This window comes from Streptomyces sp. NRRL B-1140 (genome assembly GCF_001280065.1).
GTDB lineage: Bacteria > Actinomycetota > Actinomycetes > Streptomycetales > Streptomycetaceae > Streptomyces.
Genome location: NZ_LGEA01000114.1, coordinates 345,701 through 366,991, shown reverse-complemented (window position 1 = coordinate 366,991; position 21,291 = coordinate 345,701). Strand labels below are relative to the sequence as shown.

The 21,291-nt window shown below is 71.6% G+C and carries 21 protein-coding genes; 3 read left to right on the top strand and 18 right to left on the bottom strand.

Annotated elements, in window-relative coordinates; genetic code table 11:
* Nucleotides 1-8: 8 nt before the first annotated feature.
* Nucleotides 9-692 (bottom strand): class I SAM-dependent DNA methyltransferase, encoded by a 684-nt coding sequence (locus ADK65_RS27705; protein ID WP_053673682.1) that lies wholly within the window; start codon nucleotides 690-692, stop codon nucleotides 9-11.
* A 216-nt stretch (nucleotides 693-908) separates the two neighbouring features.
* Between ADK65_RS27705 and ADK65_RS27700 the strand changes: the two genes are divergently transcribed.
* Complete coding sequence (locus tag ADK65_RS27700) at nucleotides 909-1,847, top strand: MerR family transcriptional regulator (protein ID WP_053673681.1); 939 nt, start codon at nucleotides 909-911, stop codon at nucleotides 1,845-1,847.
* Nucleotides 1,848-1,900: 53 nt separating this feature from the next.
* Entirely contained in the window at nucleotides 1,901-2,467 is a 567-nt protein-coding gene (locus ADK65_RS27695; protein WP_078956164.1) for a GNAT family N-acetyltransferase, read from the top strand.
* 117 nt (nucleotides 2,468-2,584) lie between these two features.
* On the opposite strand, the gene ADK65_RS38675 is transcribed toward ADK65_RS27695, so the two are convergent.
* The 5 genes from ADK65_RS38675 to ADK65_RS27675 all read right to left on the bottom strand — a co-directional run bounded on the left by ADK65_RS38675 (nucleotide 2,585) and on the right by ADK65_RS27675 (nucleotide 7,368).
* Nucleotides 2,585-2,734, bottom strand: a complete 150-nt coding sequence (locus tag ADK65_RS38675) for a hypothetical protein (protein WP_159038835.1) — start codon at nucleotides 2,732-2,734, stop codon at nucleotides 2,585-2,587.
* Between the two features lie 249 nt (nucleotides 2,735-2,983).
* Nucleotides 2,984-3,838, bottom strand: a complete 855-nt coding sequence (locus ADK65_RS27690) for a carbohydrate ABC transporter permease (RefSeq protein WP_053673680.1) — start codon at nucleotides 3,836-3,838, stop codon at nucleotides 2,984-2,986.
* Entirely contained in the window at nucleotides 3,835-4,791 is a 957-nt protein-coding gene (locus tag ADK65_RS27685) for a carbohydrate ABC transporter permease (protein ID WP_053673679.1), read from the bottom strand. The genes ADK65_RS27690 and ADK65_RS27685 overlap by 4 nt, the downstream gene beginning before the upstream one ends.
* Before the next feature lie 77 nt (nucleotides 4,792-4,868).
* Complete coding sequence (locus ADK65_RS27680; protein ID WP_053673678.1) at nucleotides 4,869-6,179, bottom strand: ABC transporter substrate-binding protein; 1,311 nt, start codon at nucleotides 6,177-6,179, stop codon at nucleotides 4,869-4,871.
* A gap of 118 nt (nucleotides 6,180-6,297) precedes the next feature.
* Nucleotides 6,298-7,368: a LacI family DNA-binding transcriptional regulator gene (locus tag ADK65_RS27675; RefSeq protein WP_063788059.1), complete on the bottom strand. Its 1,071-nt coding sequence runs from the start codon at nucleotides 7,366-7,368 to the stop codon at nucleotides 6,298-6,300.
* Nucleotides 7,369-7,534: 166 nt separating this feature from the next.
* On the opposite strand from ADK65_RS27675, the gene ADK65_RS27670 reads away from it, so the two are divergent.
* Nucleotides 7,535-9,664 carry a glycoside hydrolase family 36 protein gene (locus ADK65_RS27670; protein WP_053673676.1) on the top strand — a complete coding sequence of 710 codons (2,130 nt, stop codon included), beginning with the start codon at nucleotides 7,535-7,537 and terminating at the stop codon, nucleotides 9,662-9,664.
* 60 nt (nucleotides 9,665-9,724) lie between these two features.
* Here ADK65_RS27670 and ADK65_RS27665 read toward each other — a convergent pair whose 3' ends face one another.
* The 12 genes from ADK65_RS27665 to ADK65_RS27610 all read right to left on the bottom strand — a co-directional run bounded on the left by ADK65_RS27665 (nucleotide 9,725) and on the right by ADK65_RS27610 (nucleotide 21,248).
* Nucleotides 9,725-10,447, bottom strand: a complete 723-nt coding sequence (locus ADK65_RS27665) for a FadR/GntR family transcriptional regulator (protein ID WP_053673675.1) — start codon at nucleotides 10,445-10,447, stop codon at nucleotides 9,725-9,727.
* Nucleotides 10,448-10,642: 195 nt separating this feature from the next.
* Nucleotides 10,643-11,371 (bottom strand): FadR/GntR family transcriptional regulator, encoded by a 729-nt coding sequence (locus tag ADK65_RS27660; protein ID WP_053673674.1) that lies wholly within the window; start codon nucleotides 11,369-11,371, stop codon nucleotides 10,643-10,645.
* The gene (locus ADK65_RS27655; RefSeq protein ID WP_053673673.1) at nucleotides 11,362-12,393 is read right to left on the bottom strand and encodes an aldo/keto reductase; all 1,032 of its coding nucleotides are present in this window, start codon (nucleotides 12,391-12,393) and stop codon (nucleotides 11,362-11,364) included. Before ADK65_RS27655 ends, ADK65_RS27660 begins: the two co-directional genes overlap by 10 nt.
* 33 nt (nucleotides 12,394-12,426) lie before the next feature.
* Entirely contained in the window at nucleotides 12,427-13,464 is a 1,038-nt protein-coding gene (locus ADK65_RS27650) for a sugar kinase (protein ID WP_053673672.1), read from the bottom strand.
* Nucleotides 13,461-14,102 (bottom strand): bifunctional 4-hydroxy-2-oxoglutarate aldolase/2-dehydro-3-deoxy-phosphogluconate aldolase, encoded by a 642-nt coding sequence (locus tag ADK65_RS27645; protein ID WP_234352974.1) that lies wholly within the window; start codon nucleotides 14,100-14,102, stop codon nucleotides 13,461-13,463. The genes ADK65_RS27650 and ADK65_RS27645 overlap by 4 nt, the downstream gene beginning before the upstream one ends.
* Nucleotides 14,099-14,857, bottom strand: coding sequence for an SDR family oxidoreductase (locus ADK65_RS27640; RefSeq protein WP_053673670.1), 759 nt, complete (start codon nucleotides 14,855-14,857; stop codon nucleotides 14,099-14,101). Before ADK65_RS27640 ends, ADK65_RS27645 begins: the two co-directional genes overlap by 4 nt.
* Entirely contained in the window at nucleotides 14,854-15,897 is a 1,044-nt protein-coding gene (locus ADK65_RS27635; RefSeq protein ID WP_053673669.1) for a (R,R)-butanediol dehydrogenase, read from the bottom strand. Before ADK65_RS27635 ends, ADK65_RS27640 begins: the two co-directional genes overlap by 4 nt.
* On the bottom strand, nucleotides 15,894-16,331 hold the full coding sequence (locus ADK65_RS27630; protein WP_053673668.1) for an RbsD/FucU domain-containing protein: 438 nt from the start codon (nucleotides 16,329-16,331) through the stop codon (nucleotides 15,894-15,896). Before ADK65_RS27630 ends, ADK65_RS27635 begins: the two co-directional genes overlap by 4 nt.
* Nucleotides 16,332-16,345: 14 nt before the next feature.
* Nucleotides 16,346-17,233: an amidohydrolase family protein gene (locus tag ADK65_RS27625; RefSeq protein ID WP_053673667.1), complete on the bottom strand. Its 888-nt coding sequence runs from the start codon at nucleotides 17,231-17,233 to the stop codon at nucleotides 16,346-16,348.
* Complete coding sequence (locus tag ADK65_RS27620) at nucleotides 17,226-18,551, bottom strand: L-fuconate dehydratase (RefSeq protein WP_053673666.1); 1,326 nt, start codon at nucleotides 18,549-18,551, stop codon at nucleotides 17,226-17,228. The genes ADK65_RS27625 and ADK65_RS27620 overlap by 8 nt, the downstream gene beginning before the upstream one ends.
* 95 nt (nucleotides 18,552-18,646) lie before the next feature.
* A complete protein-coding gene (locus tag ADK65_RS27615) occupies nucleotides 18,647-19,690 on the bottom strand; it encodes an ABC transporter permease (RefSeq protein ID WP_053673665.1) in 1,044 nt (347 codons plus the stop codon).
* Complete coding sequence (locus tag ADK65_RS27610) at nucleotides 19,683-21,248, bottom strand: sugar ABC transporter ATP-binding protein (RefSeq protein ID WP_053673664.1); 1,566 nt, start codon at nucleotides 21,246-21,248, stop codon at nucleotides 19,683-19,685. The genes ADK65_RS27615 and ADK65_RS27610 overlap by 8 nt, the downstream gene beginning before the upstream one ends.
* Nucleotides 21,249-21,291 lie beyond the last annotated feature (43 nt).

The window sequence follows — 21,291 nt, the reverse complement described above, 5'->3', positions numbered from 1 at the left end:
GCGTGCGGTCAGCCGCGTCGTCGGCAGCGCAGGAAGATCTGCACTTCGGGCGGTACGTCGGCGCTCGCGGGTGCGTAGGTGTAGGAGGCCTCCTCGATGATCTCGAAGCCGGCCGCCTCGACGGTCTCCCTCAGCTCGTCCCGCAGGTACCCGGACACCCGGATGGTCTTTCCGAGGAACGGGATCGAGAAGTCGTCCACGTCGGCCTCCACCATCGACAGCGCGAACATGCCGTCGGGTACCAGCAGATGGCGGACGGTCCGCAGCGCGAGGGGGATCTCGGCGCGCGGCAGCATGAGCAGGGAGAAGAAGGCGGCCACCGCGTCGAACCGGCCGAGGTCGCAGGGTCCTCCCGGCCGCAGATCGGCGATGTCTACCTGGTGGAAGGTGCCGCCGGGCACGTGCTCACGGGCCAGGGCGACCATCCCGCCCGACAGGTCGACGCCGGTGACCTCGAAGCCCGCCTCCGCCAGCTGCCGGGCGGTCGGGAGCCCGGTGCCGCATCCCAGGTCCAGCACGCGGGACCCGGCCGGCAGGCAGTCCACGAGCCACTCGGTGGCCGCGACCTGCCCTTCCTTGTGCGGGAAGGCCTCGTCGTACTGGTTGCCGATGGCGTCGAAGGCCTCCGCCTGGCCGGTGCGGTCAGGCACTGTGTCCTCGTAGCCCAGGTCACCGGGAGGGCTGCTGCTCACGTGCGTTCCCCCTTGCTCATCTTGCGTAATTTTTCCACATATCGCCGCGATCGGTCCGGGCGGCGTCCCGCATGCGCACGGTATCCCTTCCACAGCGCAATGTAAGGGGCGATGAAAGGCTGAGTGCTTCGCCGCCGGGATTGATCCACGGGGATACCCGGCCACGCCGGCACATGCTCTTGAGTCTCCCGTAGGGGGAGACAGCAAGGTGGGGACATGGACGGCGACACGCTCTACTCGATCGGTCAACTGGCCCGGCGGACCGGCCTGACGGTCAAGACCATTCGGTTCTACTCCGATCACGGAATCGTGGCGCCGACGGACCGCAGCCCGGCCGGCTACCGCCTCTACAGCATCGACGCCGTCGCGCGTCTGGACCTCGTGCGGACCTTGCGGGACCTGGGGGTGGACCTCTCCACGATCCGAAGGGTCGTGGACCGGGAACTCTCGCTTCCCGAGGTCGCCGCAGCGCACGCCGAAGCCCTGGGCGTGCAGATCCGCGTCCTGCGCCTGCGGCATGCGGTGCTGACGGCGGTGGCCGAGCGCGGGCTCACTGCTGAAGAGACGGATCTCATGCACAAGCTGGCCAAGCTGTCCGAGGACGAACGCCGACGTCTGATCGAGGACTTCCTCGATGCCGCCTTCGGCAGTCCCGGGCCCGGTTCCGCGCCGGCGGGGATCAGGCGCTCGATGACCCCGGAGATGTCCGGCAGCCCCGAGGCGGAGCAGGTCCGGGCATGGGTGGAGTGGGCCGAACTGGCCGCAGACCCGGATTTCCGCGCCCTCGTGCGGCGGACGGCCGAGGACCACGCCGCCGAACAGGCACAGGGCGACACCGCGGGCCCGCGCCGCGACCTCGCTGCACTGGTCCGTGACCGGGTGGGCCCCGCCCTGGAGGCGGGTATCGCCCCGACTTCACACCGAGCCGATCCGGTCGTCGCGGCGCTTGCGGCTCATCATGCGCATGCTCTCGGGCGCCCCGACGGCGCCGAGCTGCGCCGGCTGCTGCTGGCCCGGCTGGAGAGTGTGAGCGACCCACGCTGGGATCGCTACCTCCGGCTGCTCGCGGTGATCAACGGCTGGCCCGCTCCCGAGACCCTGGTGCCGTTGTTCAACTGGTCCATCGAGGCCGTGCGCGTGCGGATGGAACGGTAGTGGGCCGGGGATCGTCGGCGCGGGGGCGGAGCACCGCCGCATACGATCGGCGGGTGAACGACAGCGCCGTCCTGCACGCGGGCGCGACGCCGTCCGCTCCCGCCCTGGTCCTTCGTCCCTGGTGCGAGGAGGACGTCGCCGCCCTCGTCGCCGTGTTCCGGGATCCCGTCCTGCGCCGCTGGACCGGCTGGGCCGTCGAAGACGAGGGCGATGCCATGCGGTGGGTGCGAGGGCAGGAGCGGGGCTGGGCAGCGGGGGACCGGTTCGGGTTCGCGGTCCTCGAAGCACAACCCGACTCGCCCCGCGGGCGGTTGGCGGGCAACGTGGTCCTCAAGGAGGCATCCTTCGGAAAGCCGTCGGCCGAGGTGGGGTACTGGACCGCCGCCCACGCCCGCGGCCGGGGTGTGGCGCCGCGTGCTCTGGAGGCTCTCACCGGCTGGGCCTTCGACGTCCTGGGGGCCCACGGGCTGGAGCGCCTGGAACTCCTGCACCAGGTGGACAACCCGGCCTCGTGCCGCGTGGCGTGCAAGAGCGGGTACGGGCTCGACGCGGTCCTGCCTCCGGCACCGCCCTCGTTTCCCCGCGAGGGGCATCTGCACCTGCGGCGCCGCGATGCCTGAGTTCCGCTCGGCAGAACTGTTCGAGGGGCAAACCGGCTCCGCGCCGGGCCGCCCCTCGGCGTGCGATCGGGAGACCTGCCGAGTGCGGTCCCGTCAGCCGTTCAGCCGTTCAGCCGTTCAGCCGTTCAGGGGCGCGACCGTCACCTTGTCGATGTCCGGCGCGTACGCCGTCGGGTTGCCGAACGTGATGGTGTTGACGCCCGCCTTCAGAGTGACCGGTACCGGCAGGTCCCAGAAGTTGGACCAGCTGTAGGAGTTGCGGAACATGACCTGTTGGGACGTGTCGTTGACGGTGCTGTCCGCTGCCCGGGAGATGACGTTGGTGTTGTGGTTCCCGGACCATGAGACGCGCGGTCGTGCGTGGGGTGTGCTCGGTTCGGGGCATGTGCGTCCTCCGCCTCCCGCGTCGCTGCGGGAGGATGGTGAGTGGACCCGGGGGCCCGGGTGGACCGGGCGGACCGGAGGGTGAAGGCCCGAGGCGCGCGTGGAGTCGCGCCCCGGAGATCGTGGCGCGGGCTACTTGACGGCGCCGCTGGTGATCCCGGCGACGATCCGGCGCTGGGCGATGACGAAGACGGCCACCATCGGAAGGCTCATCATCACGACGTAGGCGAAGATGAGGTGCCAGTTGTTCAGGTACAGCTGGGCGCTCGCGACCTGGTACAGGTTGAGCGGGAGCGTGGCCTTCTCCCCGCCGCCCAGCACGAAGAACGCGTAGAAGACGTCGCTCCAGGCGAAGAGCATCACCATGATCGTCGCGGTGGCGATGACGGGGCGCAGGAGCGGCAGGATCACCTGGAAGAACACCCGGGCCGGACCGGCGCCGTCCATGCGCGCGGCCTCCTCCAGTTCCTCGGGGAGGTTCCGGATGAAGCCGGTCATGAAGAAGATCGATGTGGACAGGTACATCCCCGTGTAGACCGCGATCATCCCCAACTGGGTTCCCGCCAGACCGAGTTGACGCAGCTCCATGACGATGGTGATGACGGCGGGCGGCAGCAGGAGGCCGCTGATGCTCAGCGCGTACAGCGCGCCGGTCAGGCGGCCCTTGCGGCGGGCGAAGACCCAGGCGGCGCCGGCGCCCAGCAGCAGCACGAGGACCACGGAAGGGACCACGACCAGCAGGCTGTTGACGAAACCCTGGACGACCTTCCCCTGGTCGAAGGTCTGCTGGTAGTTCTCCGCGGCCTGCACCCGGTGCGGCAGCGAGAGGTTGGGCTTGATCGCCTCCGCCTGGGGCTTCACGGAGGTCACCGCGACGAGCCAGAGCGGGATGCCGATGGTGACGGCCGCGATGAGCAGGACGGCGGCCGGCTGCAGCCAACGCGCAGGGCGCCTGCGGGCGGGAGCGAACACGGTGGTCGCGGTCACTGGTCGTTCTCCCTCCGGCGCAGGCCGACGATCACGGGCACGGCGAGGACGACGACCACGAGGAAGAGCACCAGGCTCATCGCGGACGCCTGGGCGTACAGGCCCTGGCCGAAGATGCGGAACATGTAGATGTTGAACACCTCGGTCTCGCCGCCCGGACCGCCGCCGGTGGTCGCCTGGACGATGTCGAAGGTGTTCATGGAGCCGATCAGTGCGGTCGTCACGTTGAACGTCACCGCGGGCGCCAGCAGCGGGAACCTGATCGACCAGAAGGTGCGCCAGGCGCCGGCCCCGTCGATCCGGGCGGCCTGCAGCACGTCACCGGGCATGCTCTTCAGGCCCGCGAGGTAGATCAGCATGGCCAGGCCCATCCACTTCCAGCCGTGGACGAGGGTCACCACGACCAGGGTCCAGGCCGTCGACCCGAGCCAGGGCGTGTCGACCTGGTGCCCGGCGAGGGACGACAGCACGCTGTTGAGCGCCCCGTCCTGCGCGAGCAGGGCCCGGAAGATGTAGCCCACGGCCAGGGCGGAGATCAGTACGGGCAGGAAGAACACCGCCCTGAAGAAGCGGTTGAAGCGGGTGTCCCGCTCCAGCAGCAGGGCCAGACCCAGACCGAAGCCGTTCTGGAACACGGCCACCAGGACCGCGTACTCCAGGGTGATGCGGAGGTCGCGGACCATCGAGCCGTCGTCGAGGATGGTGTCGAAGTTCGACAGGCCCACGAAGCCGATCCGCGGGTGGAACGCCGACCAGTCGGTGAACGGGTAGACGAAGTTCAGCAGGTTCGGCAGCAGGAAGAACGCACCGAACACGGCGAGCGCGGGAAGCGCGAACCACCACGGCTGGTCGGCCTTCCTGCGGACACGCTCGCGCCGGCCGCGACGGGGCGATGCGCTCCGGTCCTTCGCGCGCGTGGCGTCGATGATGCCCCTGGTGGCGGTGTCCACCACTCTCCTACCTCCGGATGCGGGTCCCCGGGCGCGCCGCCGACGGCGGCCCGGGAAGCGGGCTGGGAAAAGGGCGACGGTCAGAAGCCGGAGACGCCACGCGCCTTGAGCACCTGCTCGAACTGGTCCTGGGCGGCCTGAGCGACCTGCCGGGGCGACTTCTTGCCGTAGATCATGTCGGCGAGGGCGAGGTGCATGTCGGGCGCGGTCAGTGCCTTGACCTGGAAGACACCGGTGGCGGAGGGCAGCGCCTCGGCCTGGGCGATCGCGGTCTGCGGCAGGCCGCCGGGGTTGGGCACCGACGGCTGCACCGAGACGAGCTTGTTCGCCTTGATGTAGTCCGGGTAGTCCTTGCCGAGCCAGAAGGACAGGAACTGCCGGGCGGCGTTCTGCCGCTTGGTGTCGCCGGTCCTGAAGGCGACGACGCCGTTGGTCTGGTCGGGTGAGTACTCGGCCTGGGCGGCGCTGTTGGCGATGGGGAACCAGCCCAGCTTCCTGTCCATCTCCTCAGTGCTGGAGGTGGCCTGTATCTGGGACTGCAGCGAGGTGACGTTGAGCGCCATCGCGGCACTGCCGTCCATGAGCGCCTTGCCCTGGTCGACGAACGTGGCCGTCTTGTAGTTCTTCTGCGCCAGGCCGCCGTCGAGGACCTTCGTCTTGTACTTGGTGACGGCGTCGACGATGGTCTTGTCGGTCCAACTGGCCTTGTTCTTGTTCAGCTTGTCCCAGAACGTCTGCGGCAGATCCGTCATCTGCACCTGCACCTGCCACTGCAGGGGCCACTTGTCGCCGCCGACTTCGAAGAAGGGGGCCACGCCCGTCTTGGACTTGATCTTCGAGGCGGTGGCGAGGAGGTCGTCGTAGCTCTTCGGCATCGCGGTGATGCCGGCTTTCTTGAAGACGTCCTTGTTGTAGTAGACGCCGAGGACCGCGGGGCTGGTGACGATGGCCGCGTAACGGTGGCCGTCGACCTGGCCGAGGCCCTGCTCCGTCTTGCCGAGCTTTTGGACCCAGTCCTCCTTGTCGAGCTGGAGCAGGTTCCGCTGCGGCTGGATGAACGGCAGGGTGCTGCCCGTGGGCTGCCAGAACATCAGGTCCGGCTTGACGCCCGAGGCGAGCTTGGTCGGGACGTTCGACTCGTAGGGGTCGGGGACGACCTCAGTGCTGATCTTGGCCCCGGTGGCCTTCTCGAACGCCTCGATGGCCTGCTTGGGCTGCCCGACGCTGTTCTGGGCCGTCCACATGGTGAGTTGGACACCCTTGAGGTCGGCGGTCGGGTCGACCGATCCCTCGGGAGCGGCGCCGGTTCCGCCGGCGGTGCTGTCGCTGCAGGCGGTGGCGGTCAGGCCGAGCAGACAGGCGGTGATGAGGACGGAGACGGCTCTTCTCATGGCGAGATCCTCGGTCGTAAGGAGCGGGAGGTCGGTGCGCTGCTGTGGACAGGGGCGATGGCTGCGGCGTACGGGAAGAGGTCGGAAGGCGACGTGGGGCCGCAGGGCGCGGTCCGGCTCATGTGCGGGGCGGGCCCGCGCTCTCCCTGAGGACGAGGGCGGGTTCGGCCGGCACCGCCGCGGGCGCCTGTTGATCGGGGTCGAGCCGGGCACGCAGCAGCCCGAAGGCGGCGCGGCCCAGCCCCTGGAAGTCCATACGGACCGTCGTGAGGGACGGGGTGACGTAGGCGGAGTGCGGAGCGTCGTCGAACCCGATGACGCTGACGTCCTCCGGGACCCGCCGGCCGGCGCGGTGCAGGGCCCGCAGGACGCCGAGCGCCAGGTCGTCGTTGCCGCAGAGGATCGCGGTGGCCTCCGGGTTCCGGGCGAGCTTCTTCCCGGCCTCGTATCCGGCTCGGGCGTCCCAGCCCTTGCCGGACGGCTCGGGAGCGGCGACGCCGGCCGATTCCAGGGCCTGGCGCCAGCCCTCGGCGCGCGGTCCCACCGAGCCCCGTGATCCGGTCGAGGCGGGAATCGCCACGTAGTGGACGGTGCCGTGCCCCAGCGACAAGAGGTGTTCGGTGGCGGCACGGGCCGCCTCGCGGTCGTCGGCCCACACGGCGGGCAGACCCGGTGGGCTGCCCGCGGGCGGCGCCTCCACGACCGCCGCGCACGGCACGTGGGCCGGTACGCGATCCAGGGCGGCCGCGCCGACACGGTCGAAGCCGATGACCACGAGGCCGCCACCGGCATCGGCGGCCGAGGCGATCGTGCGGTCCAGGTCGTCCTCGGGAGTCAGGACCCGCACGCCGAGCGTGTGGCCCGCGGCGCGGGACGCCTCCTCCAGGCCCTGCAGGGTGGCCGCGTAACCGTAGAGCAGGGTGTTCGAGGTGAGGACGGTGATCGACCGGTTCACGCCGCTGGCCAGCGCGAACGCGGTGGCGTTGCGCCTGAAGCCCAGGGCGTCGATGGCCTCCCGCACCCGCTTGCGTGTCGCGTCCCGGACGTTCGGGTGGCCGTTGATGACCCTCGAAACGGTCTGGTAGGAGACGCCCGCCGCCTGGGCGACATCGCGGATGCTCGCGGCCTTGTGCTGTCCCTCAGGGGGGCCGGAGGAGTTGCCCGACCTTGTGTGACCGGTCACAAACATGCGAGGATTGTGAGCGGTCACAACGCGGGCGTCAAGAGACCGCGAGCGCGGAATCCGCTCCACGGCACATCCGCCACCGGGGCCCGGCTTCGTCGCCGTCGGCGAATCCCCAGATCAGCCCACGCAGACCGTCGCAGGACCACTTCATCCCGGAAGGGGAAGCGCGTTGGCCGCTACCGTCGAGACAGACAAGGGCTCCTGGGTCTGGTCGCATCCGGAATCCGGCCTGCACGCCGTCGTGGGTGCCACCGGAGCGGTGAGGCTGGGAAGACCCGGTCAGGACTGGGCACGCCTGGTCCCCCTCGTCGAGGTCACCGCCACCGGCCACGGACGCATGTGGTCGGGGGAGCGGTTCATCGAGACGGCCATCGGCGAGCGCCTGACCTACGGGGGGCACGAGACGGTCCGGCGCGGCGACGGGGAGTGCACGACGATCCGGCTGCTGGATGCCGAGACCGGGCTGGCCGCCCACGTCACCCTCGAAACCCGTGCGGGCAGCCGGTGCCTGCGGGCCCGGGTCCGCCTCTTCAACGAGGGTGGCGCGGCGCTGCGGCTGGAGAGCGTCTCCACCCTGGCCCTCGGTGGCGTCACCGACGGGGCGGGCGGTCTCGACGACCTGACCCTGCACTGGGCGGACAACGACTGGCTCGCCGAATGCCGGTGGCGGCAGGACGGGTTCCGCGAGCGGGTGGTCCCGCTGAGCCGCTCCGCCCACGGTCACGAGGGCAGGGGCTGCTTCGAGCGGTACTCGCAGGGGAGCTGGTCCACCGGCCGCCACCTCCCCGTGGCCGGCCTCACCGACTCCGAAGGCAGCGCCTGGCTGTGGCAGATCGAGTCCAGCGCGGGCTGGCGCTTCGAGACGGGGGAGCGCGAGGGCGCGGCCTACGTGGCCCTGTTCGGTCCGGACGACGCGCACCACCAGTGGTGGCACACCCTGGCTCCCGGCGAGGAGTTCCACACCGTCCCGGCCGTCCTCGTCCACACGGAGACCGGCGGACTGGACGCGGCCTTCGGCGAACTCACCGACCACCGCCGGAGCATCCGCCGCGACCACCCTGACCACCGCACGCTACCGGTGATCTACAACGACTACATGAACACCCTCATGGGTGACCCCACCACCGAACGGCTCCTGCCGCTGATCGAGGCGGCGGGTGCGGCCGGTGCCGAGGTGTTCGTGATCGACGCGGGCTGGTACGACGACGACGAACAGGGCTGGTGGGACGCCGTCGGCGCCTGGGAGCCCGCTCCCCGCCGTTTCCCGGGCGGTCTGCCCGAGGTCCTGGACGCGATCAGAGCGCACGGGATGACCCCGGGGCTCTGGCTCGAACCCGAAGTCGTCGGCGTCCGCAGCCCCCTGGCGCGCACCCTGCCTCCCGAGGCGTTCTTCCGGCGCGGCGGTCTGCGTGTCACCGAACACGGGCGGCATCACCTGGACCTGCGTCACCCGGCCGCCCGAGCCCATCTCGACGAGGTCGTGGACCGGCTGGCCGGCGAGTGGGGCGTCGGCTACCTGAAGCTCGACTACAACATCAACATCGGTCCCGGCACGGAGAACGGCTCCGAGAGCGCGGGTGCTGGCCTGCTCGGCCACCATCGCGCCCATCTCGACTGGATGGCCGCGCTCCTCGACCGGCATCCCGGCCTCGTCCTGGAGAACTGCGGGTCGGGCGGGCTGCGCATGGACTACGCGCAGCTGGCCGTGGCCCAACTGCAGTCCACCAGCGACCAGCAGGACATCCTGCGCTGTCCGCCCATCGCCGCCGCGGCCGCCACCGCCGTGACACCGGAGCAGGCCGCGATCTGGGCCTACCCCCAGCCGGACCACACGCTCGACGAGATCGCCCTCACTCTCACCGGGGCCCTGCTCGGCCGCGTCCACCTCTCCGGCTTCCTCAACCTGATGAGCCCCGAGCAGTCCGGCCTGGTCCGCTCGGCGATCTGCGTGTACAAGGAACTCCGGCCGGAGCTCGGCGGGGCGCGGCCGTTCTGGCCTCTGGGGCTTCCCGGCTGGGAGGACGAGTGGATCGCGCACGGACTGTGCAGTCGAGGGGCCACGTTCCTCTCCGTCTGCAGGCGGGCACCGGACAACGCCGCAGCACCCGCCCCGAGCAGCACCCTCGCCCTCCCTCACCTGCGGGGTAGGCCCGTCCGGCCCGTGGTGCTGTATCCGCCGGCAGCCGATGCCGCCGTGGAGTGGGACGCGGACGCGGGGCGGCTCACCGTCTCCCTGCCGCGCGCGAACACCGCCGTCCTCCTCCGGCTGGAGTCGTCGGCCGCGGACTCGCCGAGATGACGCGGTACGGGACAGCGGCCCGCAGGGGCACGCCCCCGGAACACCGGGTCGCCCCGGTTCTCACGGACCGTCCGAGGAGTCCTGTGCCTGAGGATCGAGCGACTGCAGGTGACGGCGGAGCCAGCGCTCGGTGTTGCTCACGTGCAGCAGGGCGGCGGCCTGACTGAGGGCGGGGTCGCGGGTGCACAGGGCGTCGAAGATCGCCTGGTGTTCGGCCAGGGTCCGCTCGGACGACCGGTCGTCGACCTGGCCGCGCCAGATGCGGGCGCGCAGGGTGTGCCCGGAGATGCCCTCGAGCAGGGAGAGCAGGGTTTCGTTGCCGGTGGCCGCGACCACCGCCCGATGGAAGGCGGCGTCGTGCGCGTTGAGCTGCTCGACGTCGTCACGGGCTTCCCGCATGGCGTCCAGGTGCCGCTCGACATCGGCCAGTTGCTCGTCCGTGATCCGGCCGGCGGCGAGCCCGGTGGCGAGCGGTTCGAGCAGCCGCCGCACCTCCATCAGATCCAGCAGCGCGCCCTTGTCGCTCTGGAGGAGCTCCACCGCGCCGCCCAGGCCCTCCAGGAGCAGGCTCGGCTGGAGACTCGTCACGTACGTGCCGTCTCCTCGGCGGACCTCCAGCACCCGGGCGACGGACAGCGCCTTGACCGCCTCGCGGGCGAGGTTGCGCGAGAGCCCCAGCTGCGCCGCCAATTCCGGTTCCGGCGGCAGCTTCGCGCCCGGGGGCAGCGCCCCCGAGCGGATGAGCTCACGGATCTGCTCTATGGCCTTGTCCGTCAGGGACAACCTGAGCTCCCTCCGCGAGCGCCGCTGCGGGGCCCCTTACGCGAAACCGGCAGGTGGGCCGTCACATGTGGCGCCGATGATACCGGCAGGACCGGCCGGAGATCCCCGGGCGTGTCCGGGGCGGAAACGTCTTGCCCGGTCCGGTCGTCCGGGACGTGCTGACGAAGGGCCGCCGCCGGCATGGGCGGCCCTTCGTCAGGAGGCGAGCCCGCCTGCCGGGCCGTTCTCGCGCGCGCCGTTCGTGGACTCCAGGTGCTCCCGCAGCCACTGCTCGGTGTTGCTGACGTGCAGCAGCGCCGCCGCGTGGCCGAGCGCGGCGTCCCGCGCGGCCAGGGCGGCGTAGATCGCCTCGTGCTCCGCGAGGGTGCGCTCGTAGGACCGGCTGTCGACCAGGCCGCGCCAGATGCGGGCGCGCAGGGTGCGGCCCGAGATTCCTTCGAGGAGGGTCATGAGGGTTTCGTTGCCGGTGACGTTCGCGATGGCCCGGTGGAACGCCGCGTCGTGGGCGTTCAGCTGCTCGACCCCGCTCGCTTCCCGCATCGCGTCCAGATGCCCCTTCACCTCGGCCAGGCCGTCGTCCGAGATCCGGGCGACGGCCAGCGCGGTGACCACGGGTTCCAGCAGGCGCCGGACCTCCATGAGGTCCAGCACGACGCGCGGGTCCACCTGGAGCAGTTCCACCGCGCCGCCGAGCCCTTCGAGGAGCAGACCCGGCTGGAGGCTGGTGACGTAGGTGCCGTCTCCCCGTCTGACCTCCAGGACACGGGCCACGGCCAGCGCCTTGACCGCCTCCCGGGCCAGATTGCGGGACAGGCCGAGCTGGGCCGCCAGTTCCTGCTCGGGGGGCAGCTTGGAACCGGGCGGGAGCGCACCGGAGGCGATGAGCTCGCGGATCCGCGCGATCGCCTTGTCGGTCAGGGACACGGGGTGCTCCTCTCGGTGACGCCGTCACCGTGCGAGACCCGTCCCAGAGGTACGTCGGGCCGGATGAGTCCCTGGTCGAGGAGGTCGTTCCAGAGGGCGGCGGGAGTGCTGAGCCGGTGGAGCCCGGCGTTGCGGGTGACCTGGTCGGCGTTGCGCATGCCGAGGGTGACGTTGACGACGTGGGGGTGGGTGTGGGGGAACGCGATGGCCGCGGCGGGCAGGCTCGTGCCGTGGGCCTCGCAGACCTCCGCGATGGCCAGGGCACGCCGTACGAGGCCGGGCGGGGCGTCCTGGTAGTCGTACTTCATGCCGGCGGCGGGACGGTCGCGGGAGAGCAGGCCCGAGTTGAAGACACCGACGGCGACGACGCTCTTGCCGGTCTCGTACGCCGCGGGCAGGACGTCGTCGAGGGCGCCCTGGTCGAGCAGGGTGTAGCGGCCGGCGAGCATCACGACGTCGGCCGCGGTCTCGCGCAGGAACCGGGCGAGCATGGCGGACTGGTTCATGCCCGCGCCGATCGCGCCGATCACGCCCTGGTCGCGCAGATCGGCGAGGGCGGGCATGGCCTCGTCGGCGGCCTGCCGCCAATGGTCGTCGGGGTCGTGCAGGTACACGACGTCGAGGCGGTCCAGGCCGGTGCGTTCCAGTGTGGCCTCGATGGAGCGCAGTACCCCGTCCCGGCTGAAGTCCCACTGACGGCGCACGTCGTCGCGGACGACGAAGCCCTCGCTGTCGACACCACGCGGGTCTTCGTTGGGGACGAGCAGACGGCCCACCTTGGAGGAGACGACGTACGCGCCGCGGGGCCTGTCGCGCAGCGCCGCGCCCAGGCGGCGTTCGGACAGGCCGAGACCGTAGTGCGGGGCCGTGTCGAAGTAGCGGATCCCGGCGTCCCAGGCGGCCTCGACCGCGGCCGACGCCTCCTCGGGTGAGGTGGTGCGGTAGAGGTTGCCGATCACGGAGGCTCCGAAGCCGAGCTCGGTGAGTTCGACAGAGGTGTTGCGGATCGTTCGGCGGTGCAAGACGTTCTCCTCGGGACTTCCGGGTGCGTGCGGTCAGCGTCTGACGTGGGCCGAGCCGCCCGCCACCAGCGCCTCCACCTCGGCGAGGGTCGCCATCGAGACGTCCCCCGGGGTGGTCATGACGAGGGCGCCGTGGGCGGTGCCGTAGGCGAGGGCCCGTTCCAGGCCCGCCCCCGTGATCAGGCCGTACACGAGCCCCGCGGCGAAGCCGTCGCCCGAACCGATACGGTCCAGGACGTGCAGTCCGGGCATCCGCGGACCGGCGACGAGGCCCGTCCCGGGGGACCAGGCGAGCGCGGACCAGTCGTTGACGCCCGCGGACGGCACCTCGCGCAGCGTCGTGGCCAGCACGCTCACCCCGGGCAGCAGGCCGGCGACCCCGGCGAGCGCGTCGGGAACCTCATCGGCCGTGAGGCGACAGGAGCCCGGACGGCTGCCCGCGAGGCCGAGGGCGCCCACGACGACGTCGGCGTGCCGGGCCAGGCGCAGGTCCGCCTCCCGGGCGCCGTCGGCGCCGCCGCGCCCGGCCCACAGGCTCGGACGGTAGTTGGGGTCGTAGGAGACGGTCACGCCATGACGGCGAGCGGCCGCCATCGCCTCGTCGGCCACATCGAGGGTGGTCTCCGACAACCCGGCGAAGATGCCGCCGGTGTGGAACCAGCGCACCGGGCGGGAGAAGACGGCGTCCCAGTCGACGTCTCCCTTCCTCAAGCGCGACACGGCCGTGTGCGCCCGGTCGCTGACGCCGAGGGCGCCGCGGATGCCGTAGCCGCGTTCCACGAAGTTGAGGCCGTTGCGGGCGCCGCGGCCGATGCCGTCGTCGGGGACCCAGCGGATCAGCGAGGTGTCGACACCACCTTGCAGGACCAGATCCTCGACGAGCCGGCCGACGGCGTTGTCGGCGAGGGCGGTGACGACCGCGGTGCGCAGGCCGAAACAGCGGCGCAGACTCCGCACCACGTTGTACTCACCGCCCCCCTCCCATACCTGGAAGGACCGGGCGGTGCTGATCCGTCCCTCGCCCGGGTCGAAACGCAGCATCACTTCGCCCAGGGCGATCACCTCGGTCACGGCGTGCTCCTCTCCACCGCCTCGGCGGTCTGCCGGCGGATCTCCGCGAACTCGCCGCGTTCCAGGTGGCCGGGGGTGGCCATCCAGCTGCCGCCCACGGCGAGGACCGCCGGGTGGGAGAGGTAGCCGGGCATCAGATCCGGGCCGATGCCGCCGGTGGGCACGAAACGCGCCTGCGGGAAGGGCGCCGCCAGCGCCCGGAGCATCCCGATGCCGCCGAGCGGCTCGGCCGGGAACAGCTTGACCGTCTCCAGGCCCGCCTTCAGCGCGCCCATCAACTCGGTGGCGGTGGCGATGCCGGGCACGACCGGGACCCCCAACTCCCGGCCCCTGTCGATGACGTCCGCGTCGAAGCCGGGGGAGACGAGGAAACGGGCTCCGGCCGCCACGGCCCGCTCCGCCTGCTCGGCCGTGAGGACGGTGCCGGCTCCGACGGTCAGACCACCGTGCGCCGCCATCGCCTTGAGGGCCGACTCGGCGTCGGGCGTGCGGAAGGTGACCTCGGCGCACCGGGCACCGCCCGCCGCGAGCGCGTCGGCCAGGGGGCCGGCACTCGCCACGGACGGCACGGTCAGCACGGGCAGGAGCCGCGCCCCCGCGAGAACGGCCGTCAGGCCGGTGTCACGCCTCGCACTCACCGGCCGAGCCATCCGCCGTCGACGGGCAGGGTGGTGCCGTGGATGTAGTCGGCCGCGCCCGACGCGAGGAAGACCGTCGCACCGGCGAGATCGTCGGCGGAGCCCCAGCGGCCGGCCGGGATCCGCTCCAGGATGGCCTTGCTGCGCACCGGATCGTCCTGGAGCGCCTGGGTGTTGTCGGTGGCGATGTAGCCCGGGGCGATGGCGTTGACGTTGACGCTGTGCGGGGCCCACTCGTTGGCCAGGGCCTTGGTCAGGCCGGCGATGCCGTGCTTGGCGGCGGTGTAGCCGGGGACGGTGATGCCGCCCTGGTAGCTGAGCAGCGACGCCGTGAAGATGACCTTGCCGTGTCCGCGGGCGACCATGCCCGCCCCGACCGCGCGGGTGAGCGCGAACTGTGCGCTGAGGTTGACCTGGAGCACCAGCTCCCAGTCCGTGTCGGAGTGCTGGGCGGCGGGCGTACGGCGGATGGTGCCGGCGTTGTTGACGAGGATGTCCACCGGGCGCTCACGCCCGGCGAGGTCCGCGCCGAGGGCCCGCACGGCGTCGGGGTCGGCGAAGTCGGTGCGGATCGCCTCGAAGGCGCGACCCGTGGCGGTGACGTCCTTCTCGACGTCGCTGCCCGGCCCCAGGGACGCGCTGACACCGATGATGTCGGCGCCGGCCTCGGCGAGCCCGCGGGCCATGGCGCGGCCGATGCCACGACTGGCGCCGGTGACGACGGCGAGTTTTCCGGTGAGGTCGAAGGCGTTCACGCGGCGGCCCCCTCGGAGTCGGTGGTGCAGTCGACGAGGATCTTCATCACGTCACCGCCGCCTTCCAGGGCTTCGAAGGCGGCCGGTGCCTGGGTGAGCGGGACGACCTTGCTGATGAGGCGGTGGGCGGCGACGGTGCCGTCGGCGACCAGGGCCACCGCCTTCTCGAAGTCGGAACGGTCGTACAACCGGGCGCCGACGAGGGTGAGTTCGCGCCAGAAGAAGCGGTGCAGGTTGATCTCGCGGGGCCTGGGGTGGATGGCGACCAGGCACAGCCGCCCGCGCACCCCGAGGACCTCGACGGCGGTGTCGACGCCGCCGGCGGCGCCGGACACCTCGAAGGCCACGTCGGCGCCCGCGTCGCCGGTCCACTCACCGACGAGTGAGGGGACGTCGACGGCGGCCGGGTCCCAGGCGGTCAGACCGAGCTCCTCGGCGAGCAGGCGGCGGTGCGCGCTGAGTTCCACCACGCGCACCTCGGCGCCGGCGGCCCGGGCGACCAGGGCGATGAGGATGCCGACCGGACCCCCGCCGACCACGACGGCCTTCTCGCCGTGGCGGACACCGGCCCGGCCGACGTCGTGCACGGCGACCGCGGTGGGCTCGACGAGCGCGGCCTGGTCCAGGGGCAGCGAGTGCGGCAGACGGATCAGGGTGGAGGCGGGGACGGTCCAGCGCTGCTGCATCGCGCCCGGGGAGTCGATGCCGATGAAGTCCAGGTGCTGGCAGACGTGCCGGTGACCGGAGCGGCAGGCCGGGCAGGTGTCGTCCCAGCGCAGCGGCATCACGGTGACCGCGTCCCCGGGGCGCCAGCCCTCCACGCCCGCCCCGGCCGCGACGACGCGGCCGGACATCTCGTGCCCGAGCACGGCCGGCGCCGCGACGCGGGCGTCCATGTCGCCGTGGAAGATGTGCAGGTCGGTGCCGCAGATACCGACGTAGGCGGGGGCCACCTGCACCTCGCCCGGGCCGGGTTCGGCGGTTTCGGCGGGCGCGGTGTCGAGCGTTCGGGCGGCGAGATAGCGCACGGCGAGAGTCATCGCGGGGTCAGGGTCCTTTCAGCGCGGACGCCGATGGTCAGCAGCAGGTTGGCGTAGGTACGGATGTCGGCGGTGACGACGGCGAGGGCCAGGTCGGGGGAGCGGGCGGCGTCGTAGAACGCGAAGCGGCCGAGCGTCTCGACGGGGACGGGCGCGAGCCGGGAGCGGTACTCGGCGATGGCGGGCGGTTCGGGCTCCCCCTCGGGCGGCACCATCACGTGGGCCGTCTCGACGGGCAGGGCCCGCAGCAGGACGTCGAGGACGGTGGTGACGTCCAGCACGCCGGGGGAGAGGTTGAGGTGGACGATCCTCGCCCTCTCCCCGACGGCGGTGCTGGCGGGGTAGTGGCCGTCGGCGAGCAGGACCCGGGCCCCGTGCCCGGCTCCGGCGAGCGCTTCGAGGATGCCGGGGTGGAGCAGTTCGGTCAGCAGCATGAGAGGTCCTCTTCCTACGTGTCGTGGAGCCGGTAGAAGCCGGCCGCCGTGTCACACAGCAGCGCCTGCTTCTCGTGCTCGGAGAGACCGTGCAGCAACTCCTCGACGGTGGCCGCCCAGCGGCCCCAGCCGCCCGCCAGGACGCAGACGGGCCAGTCGGAGCCGAACATCAGCCGGTAGGGGCCGAAGGCGGCCAGCAGGGTGTCCCACACCGGCCGGAGGTCGGCGATGGTCCACGCGCGGTGGTCGGCTTCGGTGATCAGCCCGGAGACCTTGCACCGCACCTGCGGGTAGCCGGCCAGCACGCGCACCCTCCGCTGCCAGTCGGGCAGGGTGTCGCGGTGGGCGTGGGGGCCGATGGGCGGCTTGCCCGCGTGGTCCAGGACCAGGGGAAGGTCGGGGAAGCGCTGTGCCAGGCGGACGGCCTGCGGGAACTGATGACTGCGGATGAGCACGTCGTAGCCGAGGCCCCGGTCCTGGACGGCGCGCAGGCCCCGTTCGACGGCCGGCTGCTGCAACCATTCCGGATCGGGCTCCCCCTGCACGAGGTGACGTACGGCCCGCAGGTACGAGCCGCCGGTACCGGCGAGGAGCACGTCGAGCATGTCCCCGACGTCGGCCCCGGCGAGATCGGCCCAGCCGACGACCGCGCCGATCAGCGGGTCCTCGTCGGCGAGGAGGAGCAGTTCCGCCGTCTCCGGCACGGACGTGACGCACTGGACGAGCACCGTACGGGTCAGCCACCGGCCGGCGATCGGCCGGATCGCCTCCCGCCGCAGGTCCTCGACGCCGTAGGTGCGGCGGATCGCTTCGAGGCCCGGCTCGTCCAGCCAGGGCTGCGGGCGTCGGTCCAGGTCCCACACGTGGTGGTGGGAGTCGACCAGGGGCAGGAACTCAGACACGGGAGGACCAGACCGGGCCGTCGGGGTAGGAGTACTCCTTGAGGGACTCCGGGTGCATCTGCGCGCTCAGCCCGGGCAGCGCCGGCGCCAGGTAGTGGCCGTCGGTGATGCGCACCGGGTCGACGAAGTGCTCGTGCAGATGGTCGACGTACTCGATGACGCGGTCCTCGGTGGTGCCGGAGACGGCGATGTAGTCGAACATCGACAGGTGCTGCACCATCTCGCACAGGCCCACTCCGCCCGCGTGCGGGCAGACCGGCACGCCGAACTTCGCGGCGAGCAGCAGGATCGCGATGTTCTCGTTGACACCGCCGACACGCGCCGAGTCGATCTGCACGATGTCCACCGCGCCGGCCTGCAGCAGCTGCTTGAAGACGACCCGGTTGGCGATGTGCTCGCCGGTGGCGACCTTGATGGGGCTGAGCGCCTTGCGGACGGCGGCGTGGCCGAGGATGTCGTCGGGGGAGGTGGGCTCCTCGATCCAGTACGGGTCGTAGGGGGCCAGCTCGCGCATCCAGTCGATGGCGGGCTGGATGTCCCATCTCTGGTTGGCGTCTACCGCGACGCGGATGTCCGGGCCGACGGCCTCGCGGGCGACGCGCAGGCGCCGGATGTCGTCCTCCAGGGACGCCCCGACCTTCAGCTTGATCTGCGTGAACCCGTCGGCGACGGCCTCACGCGACAGCCGGGCCAGCTTCTCGTCGGAGTACCCGAGCCAGCCCGGGGTGGTGGTGTAAGCGGGGTAGCCGCCGTCGATCAGCAGGCCGATGCGCCGTTCGCGGCCCGGTTCGGCGCGGCGCAGGATCTCCAGGGCCTCCTCGGGGGTGAGGGCGTCGGACAGCCAGCGGAAGTCCACCTGCGCGACGAGGTCCTCGGGGGACATCTCGCCGAGGAAGCGCCAGACGGGCTTCCCGGCGCGCTTGGCCGCGAGGTCCCAGGCGGCGTTGACGACGGCACCCGTCGCCATGTGGATCGCTCCCTTCTCGGGCCCCAGCCAGCGCAGTTGGGGATCGTGGACGAGGGAGCGGGAGAAGGCGCCCAGGTCGCCGCAGACCTCCTCGACCGAGCGTCCGACGACGTGCGGGGCGAGGGTGGCGATGGCTGCGGCCTGCGCGTCGTTGCCCCGGCCGGTGGTGAAGGCCAGCGCGTGGCCCTCCAGCCCGTCGCCGGCGTCGGTGCGCAGGACCACGTAGGCGGCCGAATAGTCGGGCTCGGGGTTCATCGCGTCCGAGCCGTCGAGATGCTCGGAGGTGGGGAAGCGGACGTCCAGGACGTCCAGGGCGATGATGCGGGCGGTTGAGGGCACGGCGGAGGACATGGCGGCAACTCCTGTGGGGGCGGGCGGGGCACGCGGCCCCCTGCGACGGGAAGGATGGTGCGGTGGTCGGTGTCCGGCGGCGAGGGCCGCCCGGTTCAGTCCTGGACCTTGCCGCCCGTGATGCGGGAGATGGTCAGGGCGACCAGGATGATCAGGCCGTTGAGGGCGCCGATCCACTGGGCGGGGACACCGGCCAGGGTGAGCACGTTCTGGATCATGAAGAGCAGCAGGATGCCGCTGAAGGCGCCGAACACGGTGCCCTTGCCGCCGTTGAGGCTGATGCCGCCGATGACGGCCGCGGCGAACACGGTGAAGATGTAGCCGTTGCCCTGGGCGGAGGCGACCGAGGCCAGCCGTCCGGAGAGCATCAGGCCCGCGAGGGCGGCGAGCAGGCTGCCGGTGACGATGACGATCCACAGCACCCGGTCGGTGCGGATGCCGGCCGCCTTCGCCGCGTCGACGTTGCCGCCGATGGCGTAGAGCGAACGGCCGAAGCTGGTCCAGCCGAGGACGACGATCGCTATGGCGAACAGGGCCAGGCAGATCCAGATCGAGGCCGGCATGCCCAACCATTCGGCGGTGCCCAGGTAGAGCATCGAGGAGGGCAGCTGGAAGAACGTCTGGCCGCCGGAGATGCCGGTGAGGATGCCGCGCAGCACGATCAGCATGCCGAGCGTGACGATGAAGCCGTTGAGACCGAAGCGGATGATCAGCACGGAGTTGACGACACCGATCAGCAGGCCCACGGCCAGGGTCACGGGGATCGACAGGCCACCGGGCAGGAGCCCGAGCCCGTGTCCGGCTCCGGCCGGCACCACGAGCCAGGCGGCCACGCCGGGCGCCAGACCCATCGTGGACTCCAGGGACAGGTCCATCTTCTTGACGATCAGGATCATCGTCTGGGCCAGGACAAGCAGCGCCATCTCGGACATGGTCTGCAGGACGTTGATGAGGTTGTCGGCCTGCAGGAAGACCGGGTTGACGATCTGGCCGACGATCGCGATGGCCACGATCGCCGGAACGAGGGCGAGGTCGCGCAGCCGGGCCAGCGGGATCCGGCCGCCGAGCAGCGCGGTCCGCTTCGCGCGGTGGGCGTCCGGCGTGGTGACGGACGCGTCGGCGACGACGGTTTCAGGCATCGAGGTCCATTCCTTCCATCGCCGCGACGAGGTCGTGGTCGTGCCAGCCTCGGGCGATCTCGTTGGTCACACGGCCCTGGAACATCACCAGGACGCGGTCGCACATGCGCAGGTCGTCGAGCTCGTCGGAGGCGATGAGTACTCCGGTGCCGCCCTGAGCGGTCTCCTCGACCTTGCCGAGGAGGAATTCCTTGGACCGCACGTCCACGCCCGCGGTCGGGTTGATCAGGACCAGCAGCCGGGGGTCGTCGGCCAGGGCACGGGCCATGACGACCTTCTGCTGGTTGCCTCCGGAGAGTCCGGAGACGGGCAGCTCGGGCCCCGGTGTCTTGATCGCCAGGTTCCGGATCATGTCCTCGGCGAGCCGGTCCCGGCGGCCGCGGTTCAAGAACCCGTTGGAGCCGAGCCGCTGGGGCACGGACAGCGTGGCGTTGTCCGCGATCGACATGTCGGGCACGAAGCCCTGGTGGTGCCGGTCCTGCGGGACGAACCCGGCACCGGCGGCGAGGGCGGCGGGCACACTGCCCGGCCGGGGCCGCCGTCCGGCGATCTCGACGTTTCCGGTCGTGGCGGACCGCAGGCCCACGACGGTCTCGGCGACCTCGGTACGGCCGCTGGCGGCGGCCCCCGCGAGTCCGACGATCTCCCCGGCGCCCACCCGGAACGTCACGTCGCCGTAGGCGCCGTCACTGCCGAGCGCGCGCACGGACAGCGCGGGCGGGGCGGTGCTGTCCAGGCTGCTGGAGCGTTCCTGCCGCCGGTCCGCCGCCGCCTCGCCGGTCATGGCGGCGACCAGCTCGGCGCGGGGGAGGCCGGCGACCGGGGCGGTCACGATGTGCCGGGCGTCGCGGAACACCGTGACCATGTCGCAGATCTCGTAGACCTCCTGCAGGTGGTGACTGATGAACAGGAAGGTCACGCCCTGGCGTTGCAGGCCGCGGATGCGGTCGAAGAGCCGGTTGATCGCCGCCCCGTCGAGCTGCGCGGTGGGTTCGTCGAGGATGATGAACCGGGCCCCGAAGGACAGCGCCCGGGCGATCTCCACGAACTGCCGTTGCTCCACGTTCAAATCGCCGGCCGGGGTCTGCGGGTCGACGTCCACGGACCAGGTCGACAGCAGTTCCTGCGCCCGGCGGCGCACGCCTGTCCAGCTGATCAGCCGGTTGCGGCCGTGGTCGTGCCGGTTCAGGAAGAGGTTCTCCGCGACGGTCAGCGTGGGGATGATCGTGGACTTCTGGTAGACGCAGGCCACGCGCCGGCGCCAGGCGTCGCGGTCCGCGAGCCGTGGTGCGGGGCTGCCGCCGAAGGTGACCTTGCCTTCGTCCGGGGCCTGCAGACCGGTGAGGACGGACACCAGGGTGGACTTGCCCGCCCCGTTGCGTCCGACGAGCGCGTGGGTCTCGCCGGCCCTGATGGTGATCCGGGCGCCGTTCAGGGCGACCGTCGGACCGAATCGCTTGACTATGCCCGTCGCCTCGACGACGGGCAGGCCCGTGGAGGCCCGCCCCTCGTCCGCCGCGGCGGGCACGGGGTTCACTGTCGGCTCCCCGTCCTTCATCTCAACCGCCTAGATCTCGTCAGCCGTCGCTCTGCCGGGGAAT

Coding starts and splice junctions, on each gene's coding strand:
- ADK65_RS27700 (WP_053673681.1), top strand. CDS start 909: ATGGACGGCGACACGCTCTACTCGATCGGTCAACTGGCCCGGCGGACC.
- ADK65_RS38675 (WP_159038835.1), bottom strand. CDS start 2,734: ATGTTCCGCAACTCCTACAGCTGGTCCAACTTCTGGGACCTGCCGGTA.
- ADK65_RS27680 (WP_053673678.1), bottom strand. CDS start 6,179: ATGAGAAGAGCCGTCTCCGTCCTCATCACCGCCTGTCTGCTCGGCCTG.
- ADK65_RS27675 (WP_063788059.1), bottom strand. CDS start 7,368: ATGTTTGTGACCGGTCACACAAGGTCGGGCAACTCCTCCGGCCCCCCT.
- ADK65_RS27635 (WP_053673669.1), bottom strand. CDS start 15,897: ATGACTCTCGCCGTGCGCTATCTCGCCGCCCGAACGCTCGACACCGCG.
- ADK65_RS27630 (WP_053673668.1), bottom strand. CDS start 16,331: ATGCTGCTGACCGAACTGCTCCACCCCGGCATCCTCGAAGCGCTCGCC.
- ADK65_RS27620 (WP_053673666.1), bottom strand. CDS start 18,551: ATGTCCTCCGCCGTGCCCTCAACCGCCCGCATCATCGCCCTGGACGTC.
- ADK65_RS27615 (WP_053673665.1), bottom strand. CDS start 19,690: ATGCCTGAAACCGTCGTCGCCGACGCGTCCGTCACCACGCCGGACGCC.
- ADK65_RS27610 (WP_053673664.1), bottom strand. CDS start 21,248: ATGAAGGACGGGGAGCCGACAGTGAACCCCGTGCCCGCCGCGGCGGAC.